We start from the raw sequence: 16,951 nt of genomic DNA, 5'->3' as shown, positions 1-16,951 counted from the left end.
CCCGCTATTTGTCGAAGGCCGGATCGACGGGCACGCGGTAGCCGTTCACCAGCCGGTTGGTCTCGTTGGCCATGCCGACCACGGCCATCAGCTCGGCGAACATCGCGGGCGTCATGCCGGCCTTCTCGGCACCGGCGTGATGGCTCGCGATGCAATAGCCGCAGCTGTTGGTGACGCTCACGGCGAGATAGACCATCTCCTTCACGACCGGGTCGAGCGCGCCGGGCGCCATCACTTCCTTGAGGCTGCTCCAGGTGCGCCTGAGCGTGGCCGGGTCGTTGGCGAGGTACTTCCAGAAGTTGTTGACGTCCGGCACGTTGCGCGTGGTCCTGATGTCGTCGAAGACCGCCCTGACTTCCTCGGAAGCGGCGGCGTATTCGATGGGCTGGGGTTTCATGCAAGGCTCCTGGTGTCGAAGGCTGTTGTCCTTGAATACGCCCGAGCCTGGTTCGGGACTCTCCGGAACCAGGCTCGGGCTGTACTGCTGCTCGGCGCGGCCGCAACCGGCCGCCCGCAATCACCGCAGGTCGAAGCGATCGAGGTTCATCACCTTGGTCCAGGCGGCCACGAAGTCCCGCACGAAGACCTGTTGCGAATCACTGGCCCCATAGACTTCCGCGACCGCGCGCAGCTGCGAGTTGGAACCGAACACGAGGTCGGCCACGGTGCCGGTCCACTTGAGCGCGCCCGTCTTGCGGTCGCGTCCCTCCAGCACGCCGTCGGTCGTCGCGGACTTCTTCCAGCCGGTGTTCATGTCGAGCAGGTTCACGAAGAAGTCATTGCTGAGCGTCTCCGGGCGCTTGGTGAAGACGCCGTTGCCGGACTGGCCCACGTTCGCATTCAGCACCCGAAGGCCACCGACCAGCACCGTCATCTCGGGTGCGGTGAGGGTCAGCAGTTGCGCCTTGTCGAGCAGCAGCCCCGCGGCGGACGCCCCGTCGATCCCCTTGCGGAGATAGTTGCGGAAACCGTCGGCCTGCGGCTCCAGCGGAGCGAAGGAGGCAGCGTCGGTCTGCGCCTGCGAAGCGTCCATGCGTCCCGGCGAGAAGGGCACCGTCACGTCCTGCCCGGCCTTCTTCGCCGCAGCCTCGACCGCCGCATTGCCGGCCAGCACGATCAGGTCGGCGAGCGAGACCTTCTTGCCGTCGGACTGCGCGCCGTTGAACTCCTTCTGGATGCCTTCCAGCACCGACAGCACCTTCGACAGCTGGGCCGGCTGGTTCGCCTCCCAGTCTTTCTGCGGCGCGAGGCGGATGCGCGCACCGTTGGCGCCACCGCGCTTGTCGCTGCCGCGGAAGGTCGAGGCCGAGGCCCAGGCCGTGCCCACGAGTTGCGATACGGTGAGGCCCGAGGCGAGGACCTTGGCCTTCAGCGCTGCGACGTCCTTGTCGTCGACCAGCGGATGGTCCACGGCGGGAATCGGGTCCTGCCAGATCAGCTCTTCCTTCGGCACCAGCACGCCGAGGTAGCGGGCACGCGGCCCCATGTCGCGGTGCGTCAGCTTGAACCAGGCGCGGGCGAACGCATCGGCGAATTCCTGCGGGTTGGCCATGTAGCGGCGCGAGATCTTCTCGTAGGCCGGATCGACGCGCATGGCCATGTCGGCGGTGGTCATCATCGGGGCGTGGCGCCTGGCCGGGTCATGCGCATCGGGCACGGTGTCCGCGCCGGTGCTGCCCTTGGGCTTCCACTGGTGCGCGCCCGCGGGGCTCTTGGTGAGTTCCCATTCGTAGCCGAACAGCGTCTCGAAGTAGCTGTTGTCCCATTTGGTGGGCGTGGGGGTCCAGGCACCTTCGATACCGCTGGTGGTGGCGTGGACGCCGATACCGCTTTCGAAGCTGTTCTTCCAGCCCAGGCCCAGTTCCTCGATGTCGGCGCCTTCAGGCTCCGCGCCGACCTTGGCCGGGTCGCCCGCGCCATGGGCCTTGCCGAAGGTGTGGCCGCCTGCGGTCAGCGCCACGGTCTCCTCGTCGTTCATGGCCATGCGGGCGAAGGTCTCGCGGATGTCGCGCGCCGAGCCGAGCGGGTCGGGGTTGCCGTTCGGTCCTTCGGGGTTCACGTAGATCAGGCCCATCTGCACGGCGGCCAGCGGATTGGCGAGCTCGCGATCGCCGCTGTAGCGCTCGTCGGCCAGCCACTTGCCTTCCGGCCCCCAGTAGATGTCCTCTTCGGGCTCCCAGATGTCCGGGCGGCCGCCGGCGAAACCGAAGGTCTTGAAGCCCATCGACTCCAGTGCGACGTTGCCGGTGAGGATCATCAGGTCGGCCCAGGAAATCTTGCGGCCGTATTTCTGCTTGATCGGCCACAGCAGCCGGCGCGCCTTGTCGAGGTTGCCGTTGTCGGGCCAGCTGTTGAGGGGGGCGAAGCGCTGCGCGCCGTTGCCCGCGCCGCCGCGGCCATCGGAGGTGCGGTAGGTGCCCGCGGAGTGCCAGGCCATGCGGATGAACAGCGGGCCGTAGTGGCCGTAGTCGGCGGGCCACCAATCCTGCGAATCGGTCATCAGGGCTTGGAGGTCCTTGATCACCGCGTCGAGGTCGAGGCTCTTGAACTCCTCGGCATAGTCGAACGCCTCGCCCATGGGATTGGACTTGGCGGTGTGCTGGTGCAGCAGCTTCAGGTTCAGCTGGTTGGGCCACCAGCCTGCATTTGCCGAAGCACCCGTCATGGAGTGCGTGCGCGCATGGCCCGGGAAGGGGCACTTCGTTTCATCGGACAAGGGGTTCTCCTTTGGTTGTCGATCACTCGCGATCGGAGCCAGTCTAGGTTTGGACTGCCCCTTCAACAACCAGATTGAGCATATTGATCTCATAGCGCATTGCTATGAGATCGCCTTCGGTCTTGCGGAGAGCCCCCTGCGCGCGAACTCAGGCCATGGCGTCGAGTTCCTCCATCAGCTCTTCCTTGCGCGCGGCCAGTTGCCCGCGCATGGCGACCAGGTCCAGGCCGCGGGCGGCGCGCGCCTTCACGAAGATCTCGTTGCGCTCTTCCTTCACATGATGGTCGATGTATTCGCCAAGGACGATGACCTTGGCATCGAACTTTTCGTCGATCTCCGTGGCTTCCTGGATCTGCGCGATCAGGTCCTTGGCGCTTGCATGCTCCACCTCGGCTTCGTCGAGCAGGTCCGTCTCCTTGATGGCCGCGCGCACCGCGGGGTAGAAGATCTCTTCCTCTATCTGTGCATGGACGGTGAGTTCCGTGCAGATGTGGTTGGTGAGTTCGCGCTTCTTGCTCTCCGCAGAAGCCGCGCGCGCTATCACGAAGGCCCGGTAGCCGGGGTTGTTGCCCAGTGTCAGATGAGGGTGTTGGCCTTGTCTTGTTCGAGGCCCCAACTACTGGAACGACATCGACTTCATCGCCGATGCGTGAGCCCTGACTCATCTTCCTTTCAGATAGGAACCATCTAGAAAAACAGGCTGTTCCGATGGATGGAGCGCCCCTACTCTTTGGACATGCAGATCGCCGACGTTGGTGCCCTGCTGACAACCATCCCAAGTCCCTACCGTCCAGAAGAGAGCCCATCATGAGCACAGTCATCCGTTTCCACGCCTACGGCGGCCCCGAAGTCCTGCAGGTGGAAGACCGCAGCGTCGGCGCGCCGGGTCCCGGCCAGGTGCGCCTGCGCCACGACGCCATCGGCGTCAATTTCATCGACACGATCTTTCGCCAGGGCATCTATCCGGTGGCCTTGCCGTCGGTGCCGGGCGTCGAGGGCGCCGGTGTGGTCGAGGCTGTCGGCCCCGGCGTCGAGACGTTCGCCGCGGGCGATCGCGTGGCCTACTTCCTGGCGCCGGGCAGCTATGCGGCCGATCGGCTGATTGAAGCCGAGGCGCTGGTGAAGCTGCCTGACGACGTTTCGACCGAACAGGCGGCCACCGTGCTGACCAAGGGCCTGACCGCATGGACCGCGCTGAACGGGTTCCACCGACTGCAGCCCGGCGAAACGATCCTGGTGCAGGGCGCGTCCAGCAGCGTCGGCTTGCTGCTCGCCCGTTGGGCCAGGGCCCGGGGCGCCACAGTCATCGGCACCGCGGGCGCTGGCAAGCGCGATGCCCTGCGCGCCGACGTGCACCACGCGCTGGTCTCCAGCGACGCCGACCTCGCTGCGCAGATCCGCACGATCGCACCGCAGGGTGTCGACATCGTCTACGAGTTCGTCGGAAAAGCCACCTTCGCGGCCTCGCACGCGAGCGTTCGCGACGGCGGGACGATCGTCAACATCGGCGCCGCCTCCGGTGCACCCGAGATCGACGCGCCCTCGCTCGCGGCCCGGGGTGTGAAGGTGCTCGGCGGCCCGATGGCGCAGCATCTGCAAGGCGATGCGCGCGCCCGGGCGACACGCGCAGTGTTCGATGCGCTGCGCGCCGGCGTCTTCGGCCAGATCGAGGTCACGCGCTATCCGCTGTCGGCTGCGGCCACTGCGCATGCAGACATCGCAGCCCGCAGTCGCTCGGGGTCGGCCATCCTGGTGCCTTGACCCGACGCGCCTTCGGCGCTTCCCTATAAAAGAAAAAAAGCCCGCCAGCAATACTGGCGGGCTTTTTTTGCATTCAAGCAAGTGCCGTGATCGCATCACCCTTCTCTGCGTGACGCGCGCCTGCGAAACGCTGCAGGCATGAAGGCCTTGAGGGCGGCGGGCGCGAAGGGCGAAAGTATCGGCCGCCCTCCTCCACCCGACGCCGCAACGCCGATACGGCGAGGTCCTAGCGGAACAGCAGGCCGATGCCGAAAACGATCCCGGCCGTCGCAAACGCCGTCAGCAGGCAAGGAAGAACGAAGAGCGCAACGCCGAGGTCTTCGTGGTGCTTGTCGATGAAATTCCAGAGCTTCATTTCGATCTCCTGATGGGATGATTCAAGTGACAGGTTAGGGAGATTTCGCCTCGCGCAGAAGCCTGAATTTCTCGATCCGAGCCATCGATTCGACCGATGGATGGCGCTCTGGCTTCAACGCAATCTGCCGGGAGTCGCCTCCCCGCCCCCGCGAAAAAAAGCCCGCCCCATCACTGGGGCGGGCCTTGTGTTCACGTCAGCTCAGCGGGCGGCCAGCGAATGACGCGGCACCTGCTTGCGGTTGTCGATGCTGAAGGCACCGGCGCCGAAGGCCACGACCTGGACCAGGCCACCGGCCATCGCGAGGTTCTTCAGGAAGTGGAACAGCTGGTTCTGGTCGCCCAGCGCGTGGTGGAAGATGAGCGCAGAGACGATCGAGAAGGCCGCGAGCCCGGCTGCAACCACCCGGGTGCGGTAGCCCGCCACAAGCAGCGCACCGCCACCCAGTTCGACGGCAATTGCCGCAAGGTAGCCGAGCAGCGGCGCTGGCAGCCCGACGGATGCGATGTACCCCTGGGTTGCCTCGGGCGCCGCGATTTTTCCGAGGCCGCTGATGATGAAGATCGTGGCCAGGAGGATGCGTCCGACGAAAGGCAGGACGGAGTTCTTGTTGTCGATGGTTGTGTTCATGATGAATTTCCTAAGGTTGGTTGAAAGCACAGGGTTGAAAAAAAGAGCGAGATGGAATCAACGGATGCGTCCGTCCGCACGAAGCTGCCGCCCGAGCCGGGCGATTTCCGCCTCGCCTCGTTGAAGCGCCTCGGGCGAGGTGTGAACGGAGTAGTAGCCCAGCACCAGGTCGTGCGGGTGCTTCACGGCCGACCCGACGATGAAGTCGGTGTCGCCTTCGGCAGTGAAATCGATGGCGCTGTTCGATTCGTCGAACACCGCGAGCTCGCCTTGCAGCCGGTCGCCGGCCACCAAGAGTCCGCCGCGGTGCACGTGGGTCCAGGCCACGTCGTGCCCCGCGGGCGGCTGGTAGCGCCAGCGCTCGCCCGCGGCCAGCCGCACGTGCAGCAGGTTCATGCCTTCCGGCGCGGCCACGCGGCTGTGCGCGCCGGCATGGCGCCCCAGCACGATGCGCGCGGGGCCGGCCTGCGGCACGGCCTCGGCGGGCAGGTATTGGCTTTGCGCCATGCGGTTCTCCAGGCTGCGCGGCAACGCGACCCACACCTGGTAGCCCTGGAAGCGCTCGAACCCGCTCGGGCTCGCGTCGTGCCACACGCCATCCCCGGCCCGCATCCATTCGACGCTGCCCGCGGACAGCGTGCCCGACGCGCCGGTCGTGTCCTCGTAACGCAGGTCGCCCGAGAGCAGCACGGTGATCGTTGCAATGCCCGAATGCGGATGCATCGGGAACAGCGCGTTGCCGGTCGGCTTGAAATCGAAGTAGTCGAGAAAGACGAACGGCTTGATCAGCTCGCCGAGGTCCGCGGGGCTGACGACGCGCGTGACCGGTCCGTGCGCCCGGCCCCGGGTGCGGGCCACGATGCGGCGTGTCTGAACAGACAGGGCCGGCGGGGATTCGCTGACTGCGTGCTCCATGAAATTTCCTTCAGGTGATGAGATGGCCTGAAGGTTAGGAGCTGGACATCCCCCTGAGAAGCCTATATCTTTCGATGAAAACCATCCAAAGGAACGATAGATGCTCGACGGCTTGTCCATGGACCAACTGCGCACCTTCATCGCGGCAGCCGACGAAGGCAGCTTCTCGGCGGCGGGCCGCAAGCTGCGCCGGGCGCAATCGGTGGTCAGCCAGACGCTGGCCAACCTCGAGGCGCAGATCGACGTGCAGCTGTTCGACCGCTCGGCGCGCTACCCGCAGCTCACCGAGCAAGGCACCGCCCTCCTCGCAGAGGCCCGCGCGGTCGTGAGCAGCATGAACGGCTTCAAGGCCAAGGCGCGCACCATGGCCGAAGGGCTGGAGCCCGAGCTGTCGGTCGCGGTGGACGTGATGTACCCGATGGAGTCGCTGACGGTGGCCGTCGGCCTGTTCCGCGCGGCCTTTCCCCATACGCCGCTTCGGCTCTATGTGGAGGCGCTGGGCGCCGTCATCCAGCCCGTGCTGCAGGGCACGTGCCGCCTGGGCATCATCGGGTCCATGCCCGTCGTGCCCGATGCCGTGGAGGCCGAGAAGCTGCTCGACGTGCCCATGGTCACGGTGACGGGCAACGCGCATCCGCTGGCGCGCCGCAAGGGGCTGATCCGGATGCGCGAGCTGGAAGACCACGTGCAGCTGGTCCTCACGGACCGCACGAGCCTGTCGGACGGCAAGACCTATGGCGTCTTCTCGCCCTCGACCTGGCGCCTGGCGGACCTGGGCGCGAAGCACGCCTTCCTGCGCGCGGGGTTCGGCTGGGGACACATGCCACAGGCCATGGTACGGCACGACCTGGACACCGGCGCGCTGGTGCAGATCCAGATCGAGAACTTCCAGCCGCGCACACCGCCCATCGCGATGTTCGCGGCCTACCGCAAGGATGCGCCGCCGGGGCCGGCCGGGCGCTGGTTTCTCGAGCAGCTCAAGCAGGCCGATTCGCCCGCCCGCGCGTGATGCAGCGAGGCGGCGCTACGCGAGCGTCGCCCGCGCAAGAAACGGCGCCAGCTGTGCGCGCGCCATCTCCGGCGTCACGACATCCGCGGTCGCGAGCTTCTCGTAGCTGTAGCTCTGCGGATCGTCGTAGATGCGCTCCGAGATCAGCTTGGGCTGCGCGTCGCGCGTGTACGTGAAGATCTGGAACAGGTGGTGGTTCATGAGGTACCAGGCGCGCGGGTCGGCATCGACCGGATGGTCCTTCAGGCAGGCACCGGGCACCACGTGCGTCCAGACGGCCTCGGTGGTCACGCCGTAGTCCTCCACCCCCATGTTCATCGTCCGGGCGCCCATGACGTTCTGCCGGGTCTCGAAGGTCTGCCGGTAGAAACCCTCCACTGCCGCCTTGCCCGACAGGACATGCACCGCCCCCCGGTCGCCGACGCGGTACTCGGGCTCGTCGACCGTGAGCTCGGGCACGATGATCCGGTCCCAGTAGCCCGCCACCTCCAGCAGCAAGTGCCGCAGGTAGTTCTTCAGGATGGCCCGGTGCAGCGGCTTCTCGGTCGCCTGCAGAAAGGCCTCGACCTGGCGCGGCCACTCGGTGACGTCGAACTTCGGCGGCACGCGCATCAGCGTCAGTGCGTCCGCGGTGTCCAGGCGCTGGTTCTTCGGGTTCACGGGCTCGGCGTGCATGGTGTTTCTCCTGTCCAGGCGCGGTTCAGATCACCGACAGCAAGCCGCCGTCCACGAGCAGCGCGATGCCGCTCACATAGCTGGCCATGTCCGAACCGAGCCACGCCACCGCGTCCGCGATCTCGGAGGGCTTGCCGAGCCGGCGCAGCGGCGTGCGCTGCCGAAAACCTTCGGACGCGGCGGCGATACCCGGGTTCGTGCGCACCAGGTGGGTGTCGATGACGCCCGGCGCGACCGCGTTGACGCGGATGCCGTCGGGCCCGAGCGCATCCGCCAGGGCCTTGGCCATGAGCACCACGCCGCCCTTGCTGGTGGAATAGGCCACGGTCATGCCGGCGCCTGCGATCCCGCCCATGCTGGCCATCAGCACGATGCTGCCGGCCTTGCGATTCGCCTTCATCTGCCGCGCGGCGGCTTGCGCGCTGAACAGCACGCCGTCGAGGTTGACGGTCATCAGGCGCCGGTAGTCGTCTTCGGCCACGTCGGGGCCGTCCGAGCGCAGCGTGATGCCGGCGTTGGCGACCATCACGTCGACGCCGCCGAATTCCGCCGCCGCCTCGACCAGCGCATCGACCTGCGCGCGCTGGCTCACGTCCGTGCGGTGAAAGCGCACGGCCACGCCCAGCGCCTCGATCTCCGAGGTCGTGGTGCGGCCGCCTTCGTTCGACGTTTCGGTGATGTCCGAGACGATCACCGCCCTGGCGCCATGCTGCGCGGCGCCGATGGCGATCGCGCGCCCGATGCCGCTGGCGGCGCCGGTGACGACAACGACCTTGTCTTTGAGAATGTCGCTCATTGCCGTGCTCCCTCGCGGGCGCTTGCGGCGGCCGGCGGCCACGCGCCGAGCTGCTGCAGCAGCGAAAAGAGGTTGGCCACGCCCCAGTGCTCGGTGATCTTTCCGTCCTGCACGCGCATCGCGTCGACGGTCTCGAAGTGGATCTTGCGGCCCGTGGGCGCAATCCCGAACACCTCGCCCTGGTGCGTGCCGTGGTAGGTCTTGAAGGTCGTCACCACATCGCCGTCCACGCGCTGCCAATGGATCTCGGCATGGAAATCGGGAAACGCGGCGCGAAGCGTCTTGTACAGGCCCAGGGCGCCCGCCTTGTCGGGCGTGCAGTTGGGCTGCGGCGTGTGGTCGAGAAAGTTGTCGGCAAAGAGCGCGTCGAAGAGCGCGTAGTCGCCGCCGCCCTGGACCTCTTCGGTGTTGCGGCGCACGACGGCCTTGGCCGCTTCGCCTGCGGTGTTCTGCTGGCTCATGGTGGTTCTCCTTGGCAGCCCGGCACTCAACCGAAAAGCTTGGCCGCGGTCCGGGCCACCAGCTCGCCCTGGTGGCGCGCGCCGGCCAGATCGATTTCGGTCGGCTGGCGCGATCCGTCGCCGCCGGCCACGGTCGTGGCGCCGTAGGGCGCGCCGCCGACGATCTCGTCCATACTCATCTGGCCCTGGTGGCTGTACGGCAGACCCACGATGGTCATGCCGAAGTGCAGCAGGTTGGTGATGATCGAGAACAGCGTCGTCTCCTGGCCGCCGTGCTGCGTGGCGGACGAGCTGAAGGCCGCCCCCACCTTGCCGTTGAGCGCGCCGCGCGCCCACAGGCCGCCGGCCTGGTCCAGGAACGCCGCCATCTGCGACGACATGCGGCCGAAGCGCGTGCCGGTGCCGACGATGATCGCGTCGTACTTTTCGAGATCGGCCACTGCTGCGACCGGCGCCGACTGGTCGAGCTTGAAGTGCGCGCCCTTCGCGACTTCCAGCGGCACGGTCTCGGGCACGCGCTTGATGTCGACCTCGGCACCGGCACTGCGGGCGCCTTCGGCGATGGCCCGGGCCATCGTTTCGATGTGGCCGTAGGACGAGTAGTACAGGACAAGAACTTTGCTCATGGGTATCTCCTGGAAAGGAATCGCCGAACGCCGGCGGACGAAGAACGAAGACTGAACTTCGATGACATGGCGCTAGCGTAGGAGCCAGGCATCTCTCGCGAAAGCCTGTTTGTTTCGATGGAATCCATCGAGAAAATGGATGGACTACTGCACCGGAAAAGGGGGTTCCCATCGGCCCCCTAATGCGCCGTCGTCCATGACGGCAAGAGCGTCGTGCTGCAGATGCGCATGGGCTGGCTGTTGAGTGCCACCGAAAATTGCCCCCTTAAGGTCAGAGGTCGGTGGAATCCAACATAGAGAACCTGCCGCGGGCAAAAGCGCCCTTGAACTCAGTTTGAGTTGTGAGTGCGACAGACTCTATTGTTCTTGACTGACTTTATTGTGATTGGGCAAAGCTGTTCGTCGCCGTTGAAGTCTGAGACACACATGTGTATGAGAATGCACATCTCGAACCCTACGATCTGAGTTTAAAGTCCGAGACGAGGTCCGCGACACGGGAATTTTGTCTCGAACCCGTCCACAAATGTCTGAGACATGTGCAGCCGCCAATGCCTAGATCGCTCGGCCTGATCGGCCTAGGGGCCGCTAGACAAGACTCTTAGCCCTCCGAGAGGAGTGTCCGGAAGACCCGAGCGCGCCCATCTAGAGACCCGCCGAACTCGTCACCTTGGATCAACTGCCATGCCTCAAACTGGCTCACTCGCCGCCAATCTCCACGAAGGATCCCGCTCTGAGTACCTAGCTCAGTATGCGCTTTCCGCACTCGGCATGGCAGCACTTCTGCCGCGACAGGAAGATGTGGGAATCGATCTGCAGTGCGCCCTTGGTGAGCGTATCGGCCAGCGCTTGTCCATTCGTAACTACTACCTTGCGCAGGTCAAAAGCACCGATGACTTTGGCTCCTACGAAGGCCAAGACTCCGTGAAGTGGCTATGCGCGCATCGCTACCCATTAATCTTCGTCCACGTCAAAAAGCGCACGGGCGACATTGCGATCTATCAGACGGCTGAGTTGGTCCAAATCACCCATCTCAATGCACTGCGCGTCACCCCGCAACCGGGCGGTCCCGCCCCTTCGTTTTCCGCGCGACACGGCAGCGAGGAGGAGGTCGTGCTGACATTAGGGCCACCGATCCTCGCGTTCAGTGTCGCAAACATTGGTGACGATGGGTGGCGCACCCACGCGCGTCAGATCCTGCGCTTCTGGATCGAACTTGACCAGGCCAACATCGACAAGCGGGTACGGGGCATGGTGTCCTTCGAATTCCCCGAGAGCTACCAGATCAACGCGATGCCGGTCGGGAGGACAGCGGCTCTAAATTTCAAACATGCAAACGTTACAGACAATCTGTTGGACGCACTGGCCATCCGCGTGAGCGTGGCGGCGGCCGATGGCGATCACCAGGCTTTCGGTCAGATCATCGATTTCGTCGCTCACTACGTGATTCCACAATTCCAGGCCGATACCGGCTCCAGCACCATGCGCCATCTGGTGATCGCGGTTAATACGGCAGCCAAGAAGCTGGGCCATCGAGGGCGCCTGGTCATCCATCTGCCCGACGGAACTCCTTGCGTCCTCGAGGCGGACATCGAGTCGTGAGGATTCAGCTGTTTTTGAAATCCGCTTGACCGAGTCAGCCGTTCGGAAGTCGTGCGCGAGAACGGCTGACGATTACTGCATCCAGGCTGGCACCTAGCATCAGTCCTTGCATGACGGCCGTGACCGTGCCTACCTCCTCCTTTACCCGCTCAGGAGCCCGCGCAGAAAGGAGGTTGTAGAGAACAGATGCGCCCACCGAAGCGTAGTAACCGAAACGGGCATCGAAAGCATCTGCCACTGGCTTTGCCAGCACTCCCACGGCGACTGTGTCGAGTTGCCATTTTTTCAGCCGGTCTCGGCGGCGCTCAAATTTCTGTGTCTCGGCGTTGATCTGTTGGACCACCTCTTCCATGGACTCCAGGGACGGAGCCTGGCGCATAAGGCGTGCGGCGAGAGTTCGGAACCGATGGGCTGGAGCCCCCTTGAAGTTGCGCGCGACCTCCATGGCGGGCACGTCGGCGAGCGCCAACAGGCCATCGACAAGCGTGTGCATACGCGGTGCGACCGGATCGACGGGCTTCCCTTGCGAGCGGCTTATGAAGCTAGCCACTGTGTGGCAATTGCCGGTTTCGTCATAGCCCCCCGAAAAACTGCGGGGGATGAGCGCCGCACCAAGTCCCAGTGCCCACTCCACCGCCGCGCCCGCGGTACTAAGTTCCAGCCGCGCATCCTTACCTTTCAATCGGAAGATCAACTCGCCTAGATAGGCGCCGATCCCGCCGCCCAAACAGGCGGTCGCGCCATTCATCATGAAGGCATAGTGCTGATCCCGCAGGATCGACGCGTAGCTTTGGCTCAAGACGCCCTCAGCACCCGCGGCGCCACTTGTGGTGAGGTGAAGCAACGAGAGCATTCCGGCTCTCTGGGATGCGGTGAAAGGTCCGTAGAGCAACGGATCTTTGGCCTGCCCGGCAATGATCGTCCGCCTAGCAAGTGAGCGCGACAACACAAGCGCCTCCCGGTCGACCTCGGCGACCGCCTCAAGCAACGCAGGCGCATATCGCGCCGCCGAAAACGGCAGGATGATCTTGCAGCGCCCGAGCCCTATCAGTTCCTGCAAGTCCACTATGCCGATGCCGTGGCGTTGCATCCAACTGGGATCGCTGTGGTCCGGAATGAGGTTTACGCGCTCGTACAGTGTCAGCAACTCAGAAAGGCGCACATCACTTTTGTCTGCCGCATCGAAGAGGCAATCTCCGCTCTCGTCGATGGTTGGCTGCATCGGCTCCCGCATGCCCCGCTGCTTGAGAAACACCCGCCACTCGTCCTCATCCTGTGCGAGCAGCAGCCTTACCCCAGGGCCCAGGCGTTCGGATCGGGATGACACCAGTGAAAGATCGAAATCCGCCACGCCTCCTGAGGGTCGTGGCGGATTCTGGTCGGGCCGGGGCACCGTTTCGAACTGCACATCTGCCGTGAACCCCAGCGTCTTCATGGCTGAGCGCAATTGGTTGCGCTGGACTTCGTCCAAGGCCTCGAAGCTCTTGAAAAGCCACCCACCGTCGGGAGTAGCGTCAAGCCCTCCCATTGGTACGTCCGGATCAGCAAGACCAAGAAGCTGGTTCAAAGCAGGTACGGACAAGGGCGAATCATGAAGCCATAGCTCCTTTTCATAGTCCTGCGTGACGTCGATGGGCGTGGCACCGGCGTGAATCGCGTTGACGAGTCGCAGGCGGCAGGTGACAGGTCGGATCTCGTGGTCAACAACAGCCTGGACCGCGACTAGGTCTTCGTTCGGGATGTTGCTGTGCAGCACAAAGCCTGTCGAATCCTCGTACAGCCGAGTCTCGTATTGCGGATAGCGCATCCTGAAAGTGCGGGCTGTCCAGCGCGCCCACCCTCGACTGATCTCTTCTCTTGCGTTCAAGTAAAACCCATTGCGTCTGAAGGGAACTAGGCAGACTATGGCACACGCTCAACGCGACGACCTACGCGACGCTGATCTAAGGGCGAACAATGAATCTTCCGACGCGCAAGCAGATGCATGGCGGTGCGCCGGTCATCGGCAGAGACACCAAGTTCGGCATGCGCCTCCGAGAGGCTTATCGTAGTAGCAGCAGCAGATTTGTCTGACCGCGGTAGGTTCTAACCCATGACAGCTGGTCGATCCATCTGAAGTCCGGCACCACATCCCCACTAGGGTGGCGTTGCGCTACGCTGCGAACTGGAGGGACTAGCGATGGAACTTGGAGCACCTGTTTTCGACGCGATGAACGAAGCTGACGTTCGCGAGGAAGTGATCGCACCCTTGATCAAGGCGATGGGGTATCGCACCGGCACCGAGCACAACGTCCTGCGAGAACTCAGCCTGACCTACAGCCGCGTGCAGCTCGGGCGCGAAAAAGCGAACGATCCGCCCTTGCGTGGCAAAGCCGACTACGTCTTGGAAGCCGGCGGTCGAGTTCGCTGGATCATCGAAGCCAAGGCGCCGGCCGACCCGCTGGATGCCGCTGTTGAAGCTCAGGCATGGTCATACGCAAACCATCCGGAGGTCAGAGCCATTTATTTCTTGGTCACGAATGGCCGGCAATTTCGCCTTTACGTGACGAATCGCGGGCCAGACGCCGCGCCGGTGCTGGAATTTGCGTACGAAGAGATACCGCAGCGCCTCGCTGCGATCACCAACACTCTCGGACCAGCTGCGATGCTTCGAGACCATCCGGACATCGTGATCGACGACGGGGAGCCGCTGGGCCCCGGCCTGCGATCAACACTTCGGATCAGCAGCGGCCGCCTGAAAGTCCACCGAGTCGAACCGGCAATCGCGCCCATTGACCAAATGACAGTGAGCATCGTCGATGGTTCTGCATCCCGCCGGCCCGATGGTGGGATCACGGTCAGCTACCGAACAGAGGTTGCGGTGAACGTGCTGCAGACCATGAACGAGCAGATCGGCCTGAACATCGTTGACCTCGTGACCGACGATGACGTGCTCTCAACTGACCCAGCGCATCCAACAGTGTTTCGAGCTGCTCGCGAAATGTTGATTCCTAAGGGCTCGCCCACTATCGACATCAACACGTGGCAGCATGCGAATGCGCCCGTGGATTTTCGCGTCCAAGTAGTCATCGAGGCCCGTGGCCATCTTGCTGGCCAGAAGTTCGCTGGCGACTTCACGTCGACGATGCGAATGTCGTTCGACATGCCAGGCGCCGGCCCCAAGGTGCTCGACTTCAAAAACTCTGGCAGTTTCGAGCTGACGCTGGTTTAGGAGGTCATAGATGACGAAACTGGCACCGACAACTCAGCGTGCGTTCGATTCGTGGATCAAACACGACGCCTGGTACACCGGTCATGACAACGATCTAGCGCGCTTTCACGCATTCGTGTGGGCAGTGATCCGCTACTCGCGGCGACCGCCTTCCGAAAGCGACATCAGAGAGTTGATCGCTCAGCACTGGAAAGGCTTCGACGACTACGCGCTTGCTGCGTCAAACCTCTACAAGTCGCTCTACGACTTCGGCAAAGCCCGGAACGCGCCGGGCGTTGCATCTAGCGAAGTCGAGCGATACATCTTCGAGACACAAACACGAAACACGGGCTAAATCGGCGCGTTGTTGGTTGCGCTCAGCCTCGATCCTGCGGCGGCTGCCATCTCCATGGGCGACCCCGCCCCCCGGTGCCACGGGCGGCAGCTGGGTCGGTGTTCTCGGCGGAGCCAAGCGTGACGGGCAGATACCTCACCTCGGGGCCCATCTGCCTGGACTTCCCTCTGCAACACTGCAGACTTTTGCCCAGAGAAAGTAGAACTCCGATCAGCTCAAGACTCCCAGCTCCTTGTTGAGTTGAAGCCCGATGCCAGCAAGCTCACAATGACCGCATACTGTCGCTGAGCAGCCGCCCGCCAATCCTGTGGCGAGCGCCCGGCCTCGGCCAGGACCAGTCGGTTGCGGCGACTGGTTTACGGTTGGCCTAGGATGGACAGCGACAGGGGTCGAACCTGTACCTGCGAGAGGATGAGTTTGCACATGCGTCTACCAAATTCCGCCACGCTGCCCAAGGGCGTCATAGCGACGGGCTGCCTGAAAGCGGCGGCCCTCGGCCAGGAGCTGCCTTCGTCGAGCGGCTGCTTTCGGTACGCTAAGCCTTGGCCCTGACGACGCCCAGACTTCTTTGGTCTGACTACTTCGACGCCGCGATAGGAGTCGTTAGGTCAACGTCGCCGGGGCGGCTCCGCATCGCGAAGAACTGCGTTCGAGCAGCATCATCAGTGAGCATAAAGTTTGCAATGTGGTGGTCGCTGGGTGCCACAACATCCGAGTACGTCACCATCCGCAGCTCAGACGTGTCAAATTCCACCGCGAGGCTGGAGAAGTCGTACTGGTAGCACTCTTGAAGCACCTTCAGGTCGCGAGATGGGAACTTCTTCTTGTAGACGGTGTTGTATTTCGGCTGGAAGTACCGGATGAGAGCTGCTTCGACCAGTGAGATCTGGAGCTTCTTGCTGAAGTCGGCATCCAATGCCTTGGTGAAACGCTTCTCGTCTCGCTCGTCGCGGATCAAGCTCTTGTCCATTCCGTTCATCATGCTAATGAGCCGTGGCGGCAAGTATTCGACGGTCAGCACCAGGATCTCGCTCGAAGGCGATTCATAGGCGGTGGTAGCAAGAATTTTTTGCAGCGTGTCGTGCTTTCGAAGGCGATCAAACGCAGAGCTGTGCCCGCCTGCGTATGACTGACCAACGTACAGCACTTTGAGCTTGCGAAATGCGTGTTCGTAGGACAGTTGAGTTTGGTAAACGCTGACCGCGTTCGCTGGCATCCAGCGGACGATGCTTCCTTCCGAGTCATACGTCCTGATTTCGTTGTAAGGGTACGGCGACAGATCAAGTCGAATCGCGCCGTCCATGAGCGGGAACGGACTGGAGAATTGATGCCGTTGCTCGCCGTCGTCATTGCGGTAGACGAGCGAGCCTGAGATCACACCGTCGGCGTACGTGAAGTCGGAGGGATCGAAGTGAACGGCCGGCCGTGTAACGACCATATAGATGTGACAGTTCTTCGAGACCTCCAGTTCGTTCGGAGGCATCTCTCCGTCTGACATCAGCTGATTAGCCGAGGTCAGCAAGTACCGAGAACTAATAAGGCTGACGGCGAATTCCGTCATGAAGTTCTCTGCCGATTTCTTAGGTCTCGCCACCCTGCTCTCCCCTTGTCAGCGGAGCATTGTAGGTACTAGGAAATCCGTTGCACATTCACCTGATGCTTCGAATTTGATCGCCAGTTTCCGTCGTTCTTCGCCCCCCCCCCGACGCGAGCATCGTGAGCGGATGAGAGTTGACTCGAACAGCGGCCCTCGTGCGTTGCGGCGCCTCCTACGAACGTCTGCAACGGGTCGTTCTCGGTCATGACAACAGCTGCCAAGAGTTGATCGCACTGTGGCCGCAAGCGGTCGTCAACCTGACTTCC

Annotated in this window: 17 protein-coding genes and 1 tRNA gene; 5 read left to right on the top strand and 13 right to left on the bottom strand. The window is 63.4% G+C overall.

Translation table 11 applies throughout. From position 1 onward, the window contains the following. Positions 1–4: 4 nt before the first annotated feature. From ACEN9N_RS00710 to ACEN9N_RS00700, 3 genes are all read right to left on the bottom strand, one after another. A complete protein-coding gene (locus tag ACEN9N_RS00710) occupies positions 5–397 on the bottom strand; it encodes a carboxymuconolactone decarboxylase family protein (protein WP_007836531.1) in 393 nt (130 codons plus the stop codon). A 120-nt stretch (positions 398–517) separates the two neighbouring features. Further along, a complete protein-coding gene (katG, locus tag ACEN9N_RS00705; protein ID WP_495655158.1) occupies positions 518–2,716 on the bottom strand; it encodes a catalase/peroxidase HPI in 2,199 nt (732 codons plus the stop codon). A gap of 148 nt (positions 2,717–2,864) precedes the next feature. Continuing rightward, positions 2,865–3,260 carry a hemerythrin domain-containing protein gene (locus ACEN9N_RS00700; RefSeq protein ID WP_495655157.1) on the bottom strand — a complete coding sequence of 132 codons (396 nt, stop codon included), beginning with the start codon at positions 3,258–3,260 and terminating at the stop codon, positions 2,865–2,867. A 263-nt stretch (positions 3,261–3,523) separates the two neighbouring features. On the opposite strand from ACEN9N_RS00700, the gene ACEN9N_RS00695 reads away from it, so the two are divergent. After that, complete coding sequence (locus ACEN9N_RS00695) at positions 3,524–4,477, top strand: quinone oxidoreductase family protein (protein ID WP_495655156.1); 954 nt, start codon at positions 3,524–3,526, stop codon at positions 4,475–4,477. Between the two features lie 226 nt (positions 4,478–4,703). Here ACEN9N_RS00695 and ACEN9N_RS00690 read toward each other — a convergent pair whose 3' ends face one another. The 3 genes from ACEN9N_RS00690 to ACEN9N_RS00680 form a co-directional block, all read right to left on the bottom strand. Then, entirely contained in the window at positions 4,704–4,832 is a 129-nt protein-coding gene (locus ACEN9N_RS00690) for a hypothetical protein (RefSeq protein ID WP_495655155.1), read from the bottom strand. A 201-nt stretch (positions 4,833–5,033) separates the two neighbouring features. Continuing rightward, positions 5,034–5,462 (bottom strand): DoxX family protein, encoded by a 429-nt coding sequence (locus tag ACEN9N_RS00685; RefSeq protein WP_495655154.1) that lies wholly within the window; start codon positions 5,460–5,462, stop codon positions 5,034–5,036. Positions 5,463–5,519: 57 nt separating this feature from the next. Next, entirely contained in the window at positions 5,520–6,377 is an 858-nt protein-coding gene (locus ACEN9N_RS00680) for a pirin family protein (RefSeq protein ID WP_495655153.1), read from the bottom strand. Between the two features lie 100 nt (positions 6,378–6,477). Between ACEN9N_RS00680 and ACEN9N_RS00675 the strand changes: the two genes are divergently transcribed. Continuing rightward, positions 6,478–7,386 (top strand): LysR family transcriptional regulator, encoded by a 909-nt coding sequence (locus ACEN9N_RS00675; protein ID WP_495655152.1) that lies wholly within the window; start codon positions 6,478–6,480, stop codon positions 7,384–7,386. 15 nt (positions 7,387–7,401) lie between these two features. Here the strand turns inward: ACEN9N_RS00675 and ACEN9N_RS00670 are convergent, their stop codons facing one another. The 4 genes from ACEN9N_RS00670 to wrbA are packed head-to-tail and all read right to left on the bottom strand — an operon-like array spanning position 7,402 to position 9,944. Then, positions 7,402–8,061, bottom strand: coding sequence for a hypothetical protein (locus ACEN9N_RS00670; protein ID WP_495655151.1), 660 nt, complete (start codon positions 8,059–8,061; stop codon positions 7,402–7,404). A gap of 25 nt (positions 8,062–8,086) precedes the next feature. Further along, positions 8,087–8,857, bottom strand: coding sequence for an SDR family NAD(P)-dependent oxidoreductase (locus ACEN9N_RS00665; RefSeq protein ID WP_495655150.1), 771 nt, complete (start codon positions 8,855–8,857; stop codon positions 8,087–8,089). Next, on the bottom strand, positions 8,854–9,318 hold the full coding sequence (locus tag ACEN9N_RS00660) for an ester cyclase (RefSeq protein ID WP_495655149.1): 465 nt from the start codon (positions 9,316–9,318) through the stop codon (positions 8,854–8,856). Before ACEN9N_RS00660 ends, ACEN9N_RS00665 begins: the two co-directional genes overlap by 4 nt. A 26-nt stretch (positions 9,319–9,344) precedes the next feature. Next, complete coding sequence (gene wrbA, locus ACEN9N_RS00655) at positions 9,345–9,944, bottom strand: NAD(P)H:quinone oxidoreductase (RefSeq protein WP_495655148.1); 600 nt, start codon at positions 9,942–9,944, stop codon at positions 9,345–9,347. Between the two features lie 681 nt (positions 9,945–10,625). Here wrbA and ACEN9N_RS00650 point away from each other — a divergent pair. Beyond that, a complete protein-coding gene (locus tag ACEN9N_RS00650) occupies positions 10,626–11,543 on the top strand; it encodes a hypothetical protein (RefSeq protein ID WP_495655147.1) in 918 nt (305 codons plus the stop codon). 34 nt (positions 11,544–11,577) lie between these two features. Here ACEN9N_RS00650 and ACEN9N_RS00645 read toward each other — a convergent pair whose 3' ends face one another. Next, positions 11,578–13,350 carry a hypothetical protein gene (locus ACEN9N_RS00645; RefSeq protein WP_435461001.1) on the bottom strand — a complete coding sequence of 591 codons (1,773 nt, stop codon included), beginning with the start codon at positions 13,348–13,350 and terminating at the stop codon, positions 11,578–11,580. 372 nt (positions 13,351–13,722) lie between these two features. Here ACEN9N_RS00645 and ACEN9N_RS00640 point away from each other — a divergent pair, with 372 nt between their 5' ends. Continuing rightward, positions 13,723–14,754: a hypothetical protein gene (locus tag ACEN9N_RS00640; RefSeq protein WP_495655146.1), complete on the top strand. Its 1,032-nt coding sequence runs from the start codon at positions 13,723–13,725 to the stop codon at positions 14,752–14,754. 10 nt (positions 14,755–14,764) lie between these two features. Then, complete coding sequence (locus tag ACEN9N_RS00635; protein WP_495655145.1) at positions 14,765–15,088, top strand: hypothetical protein; 324 nt, start codon at positions 14,765–14,767, stop codon at positions 15,086–15,088. A 374-nt stretch (positions 15,089–15,462) separates the two neighbouring features. Here ACEN9N_RS00635 and ACEN9N_RS00630 read toward each other — a convergent pair. Next, positions 15,463–15,540: transfer RNA gene (locus ACEN9N_RS00630), tRNA-OTHER, on the bottom strand. Positions 15,541–15,665: 125 nt separating this feature from the next. Next, on the bottom strand, positions 15,666–16,649 hold the full coding sequence (locus ACEN9N_RS00625; RefSeq protein WP_495655144.1) for a hypothetical protein: 984 nt from the start codon (positions 16,647–16,649) through the stop codon (positions 15,666–15,668). Positions 16,650–16,951: the final 302 nt, after the last annotated feature.

The sequence above is a fragment of the Variovorax sp. Varisp46 genome (genome assembly GCF_059491885.1).
This window is presented reverse-complemented; position numbering and strand designations above follow the sequence as displayed.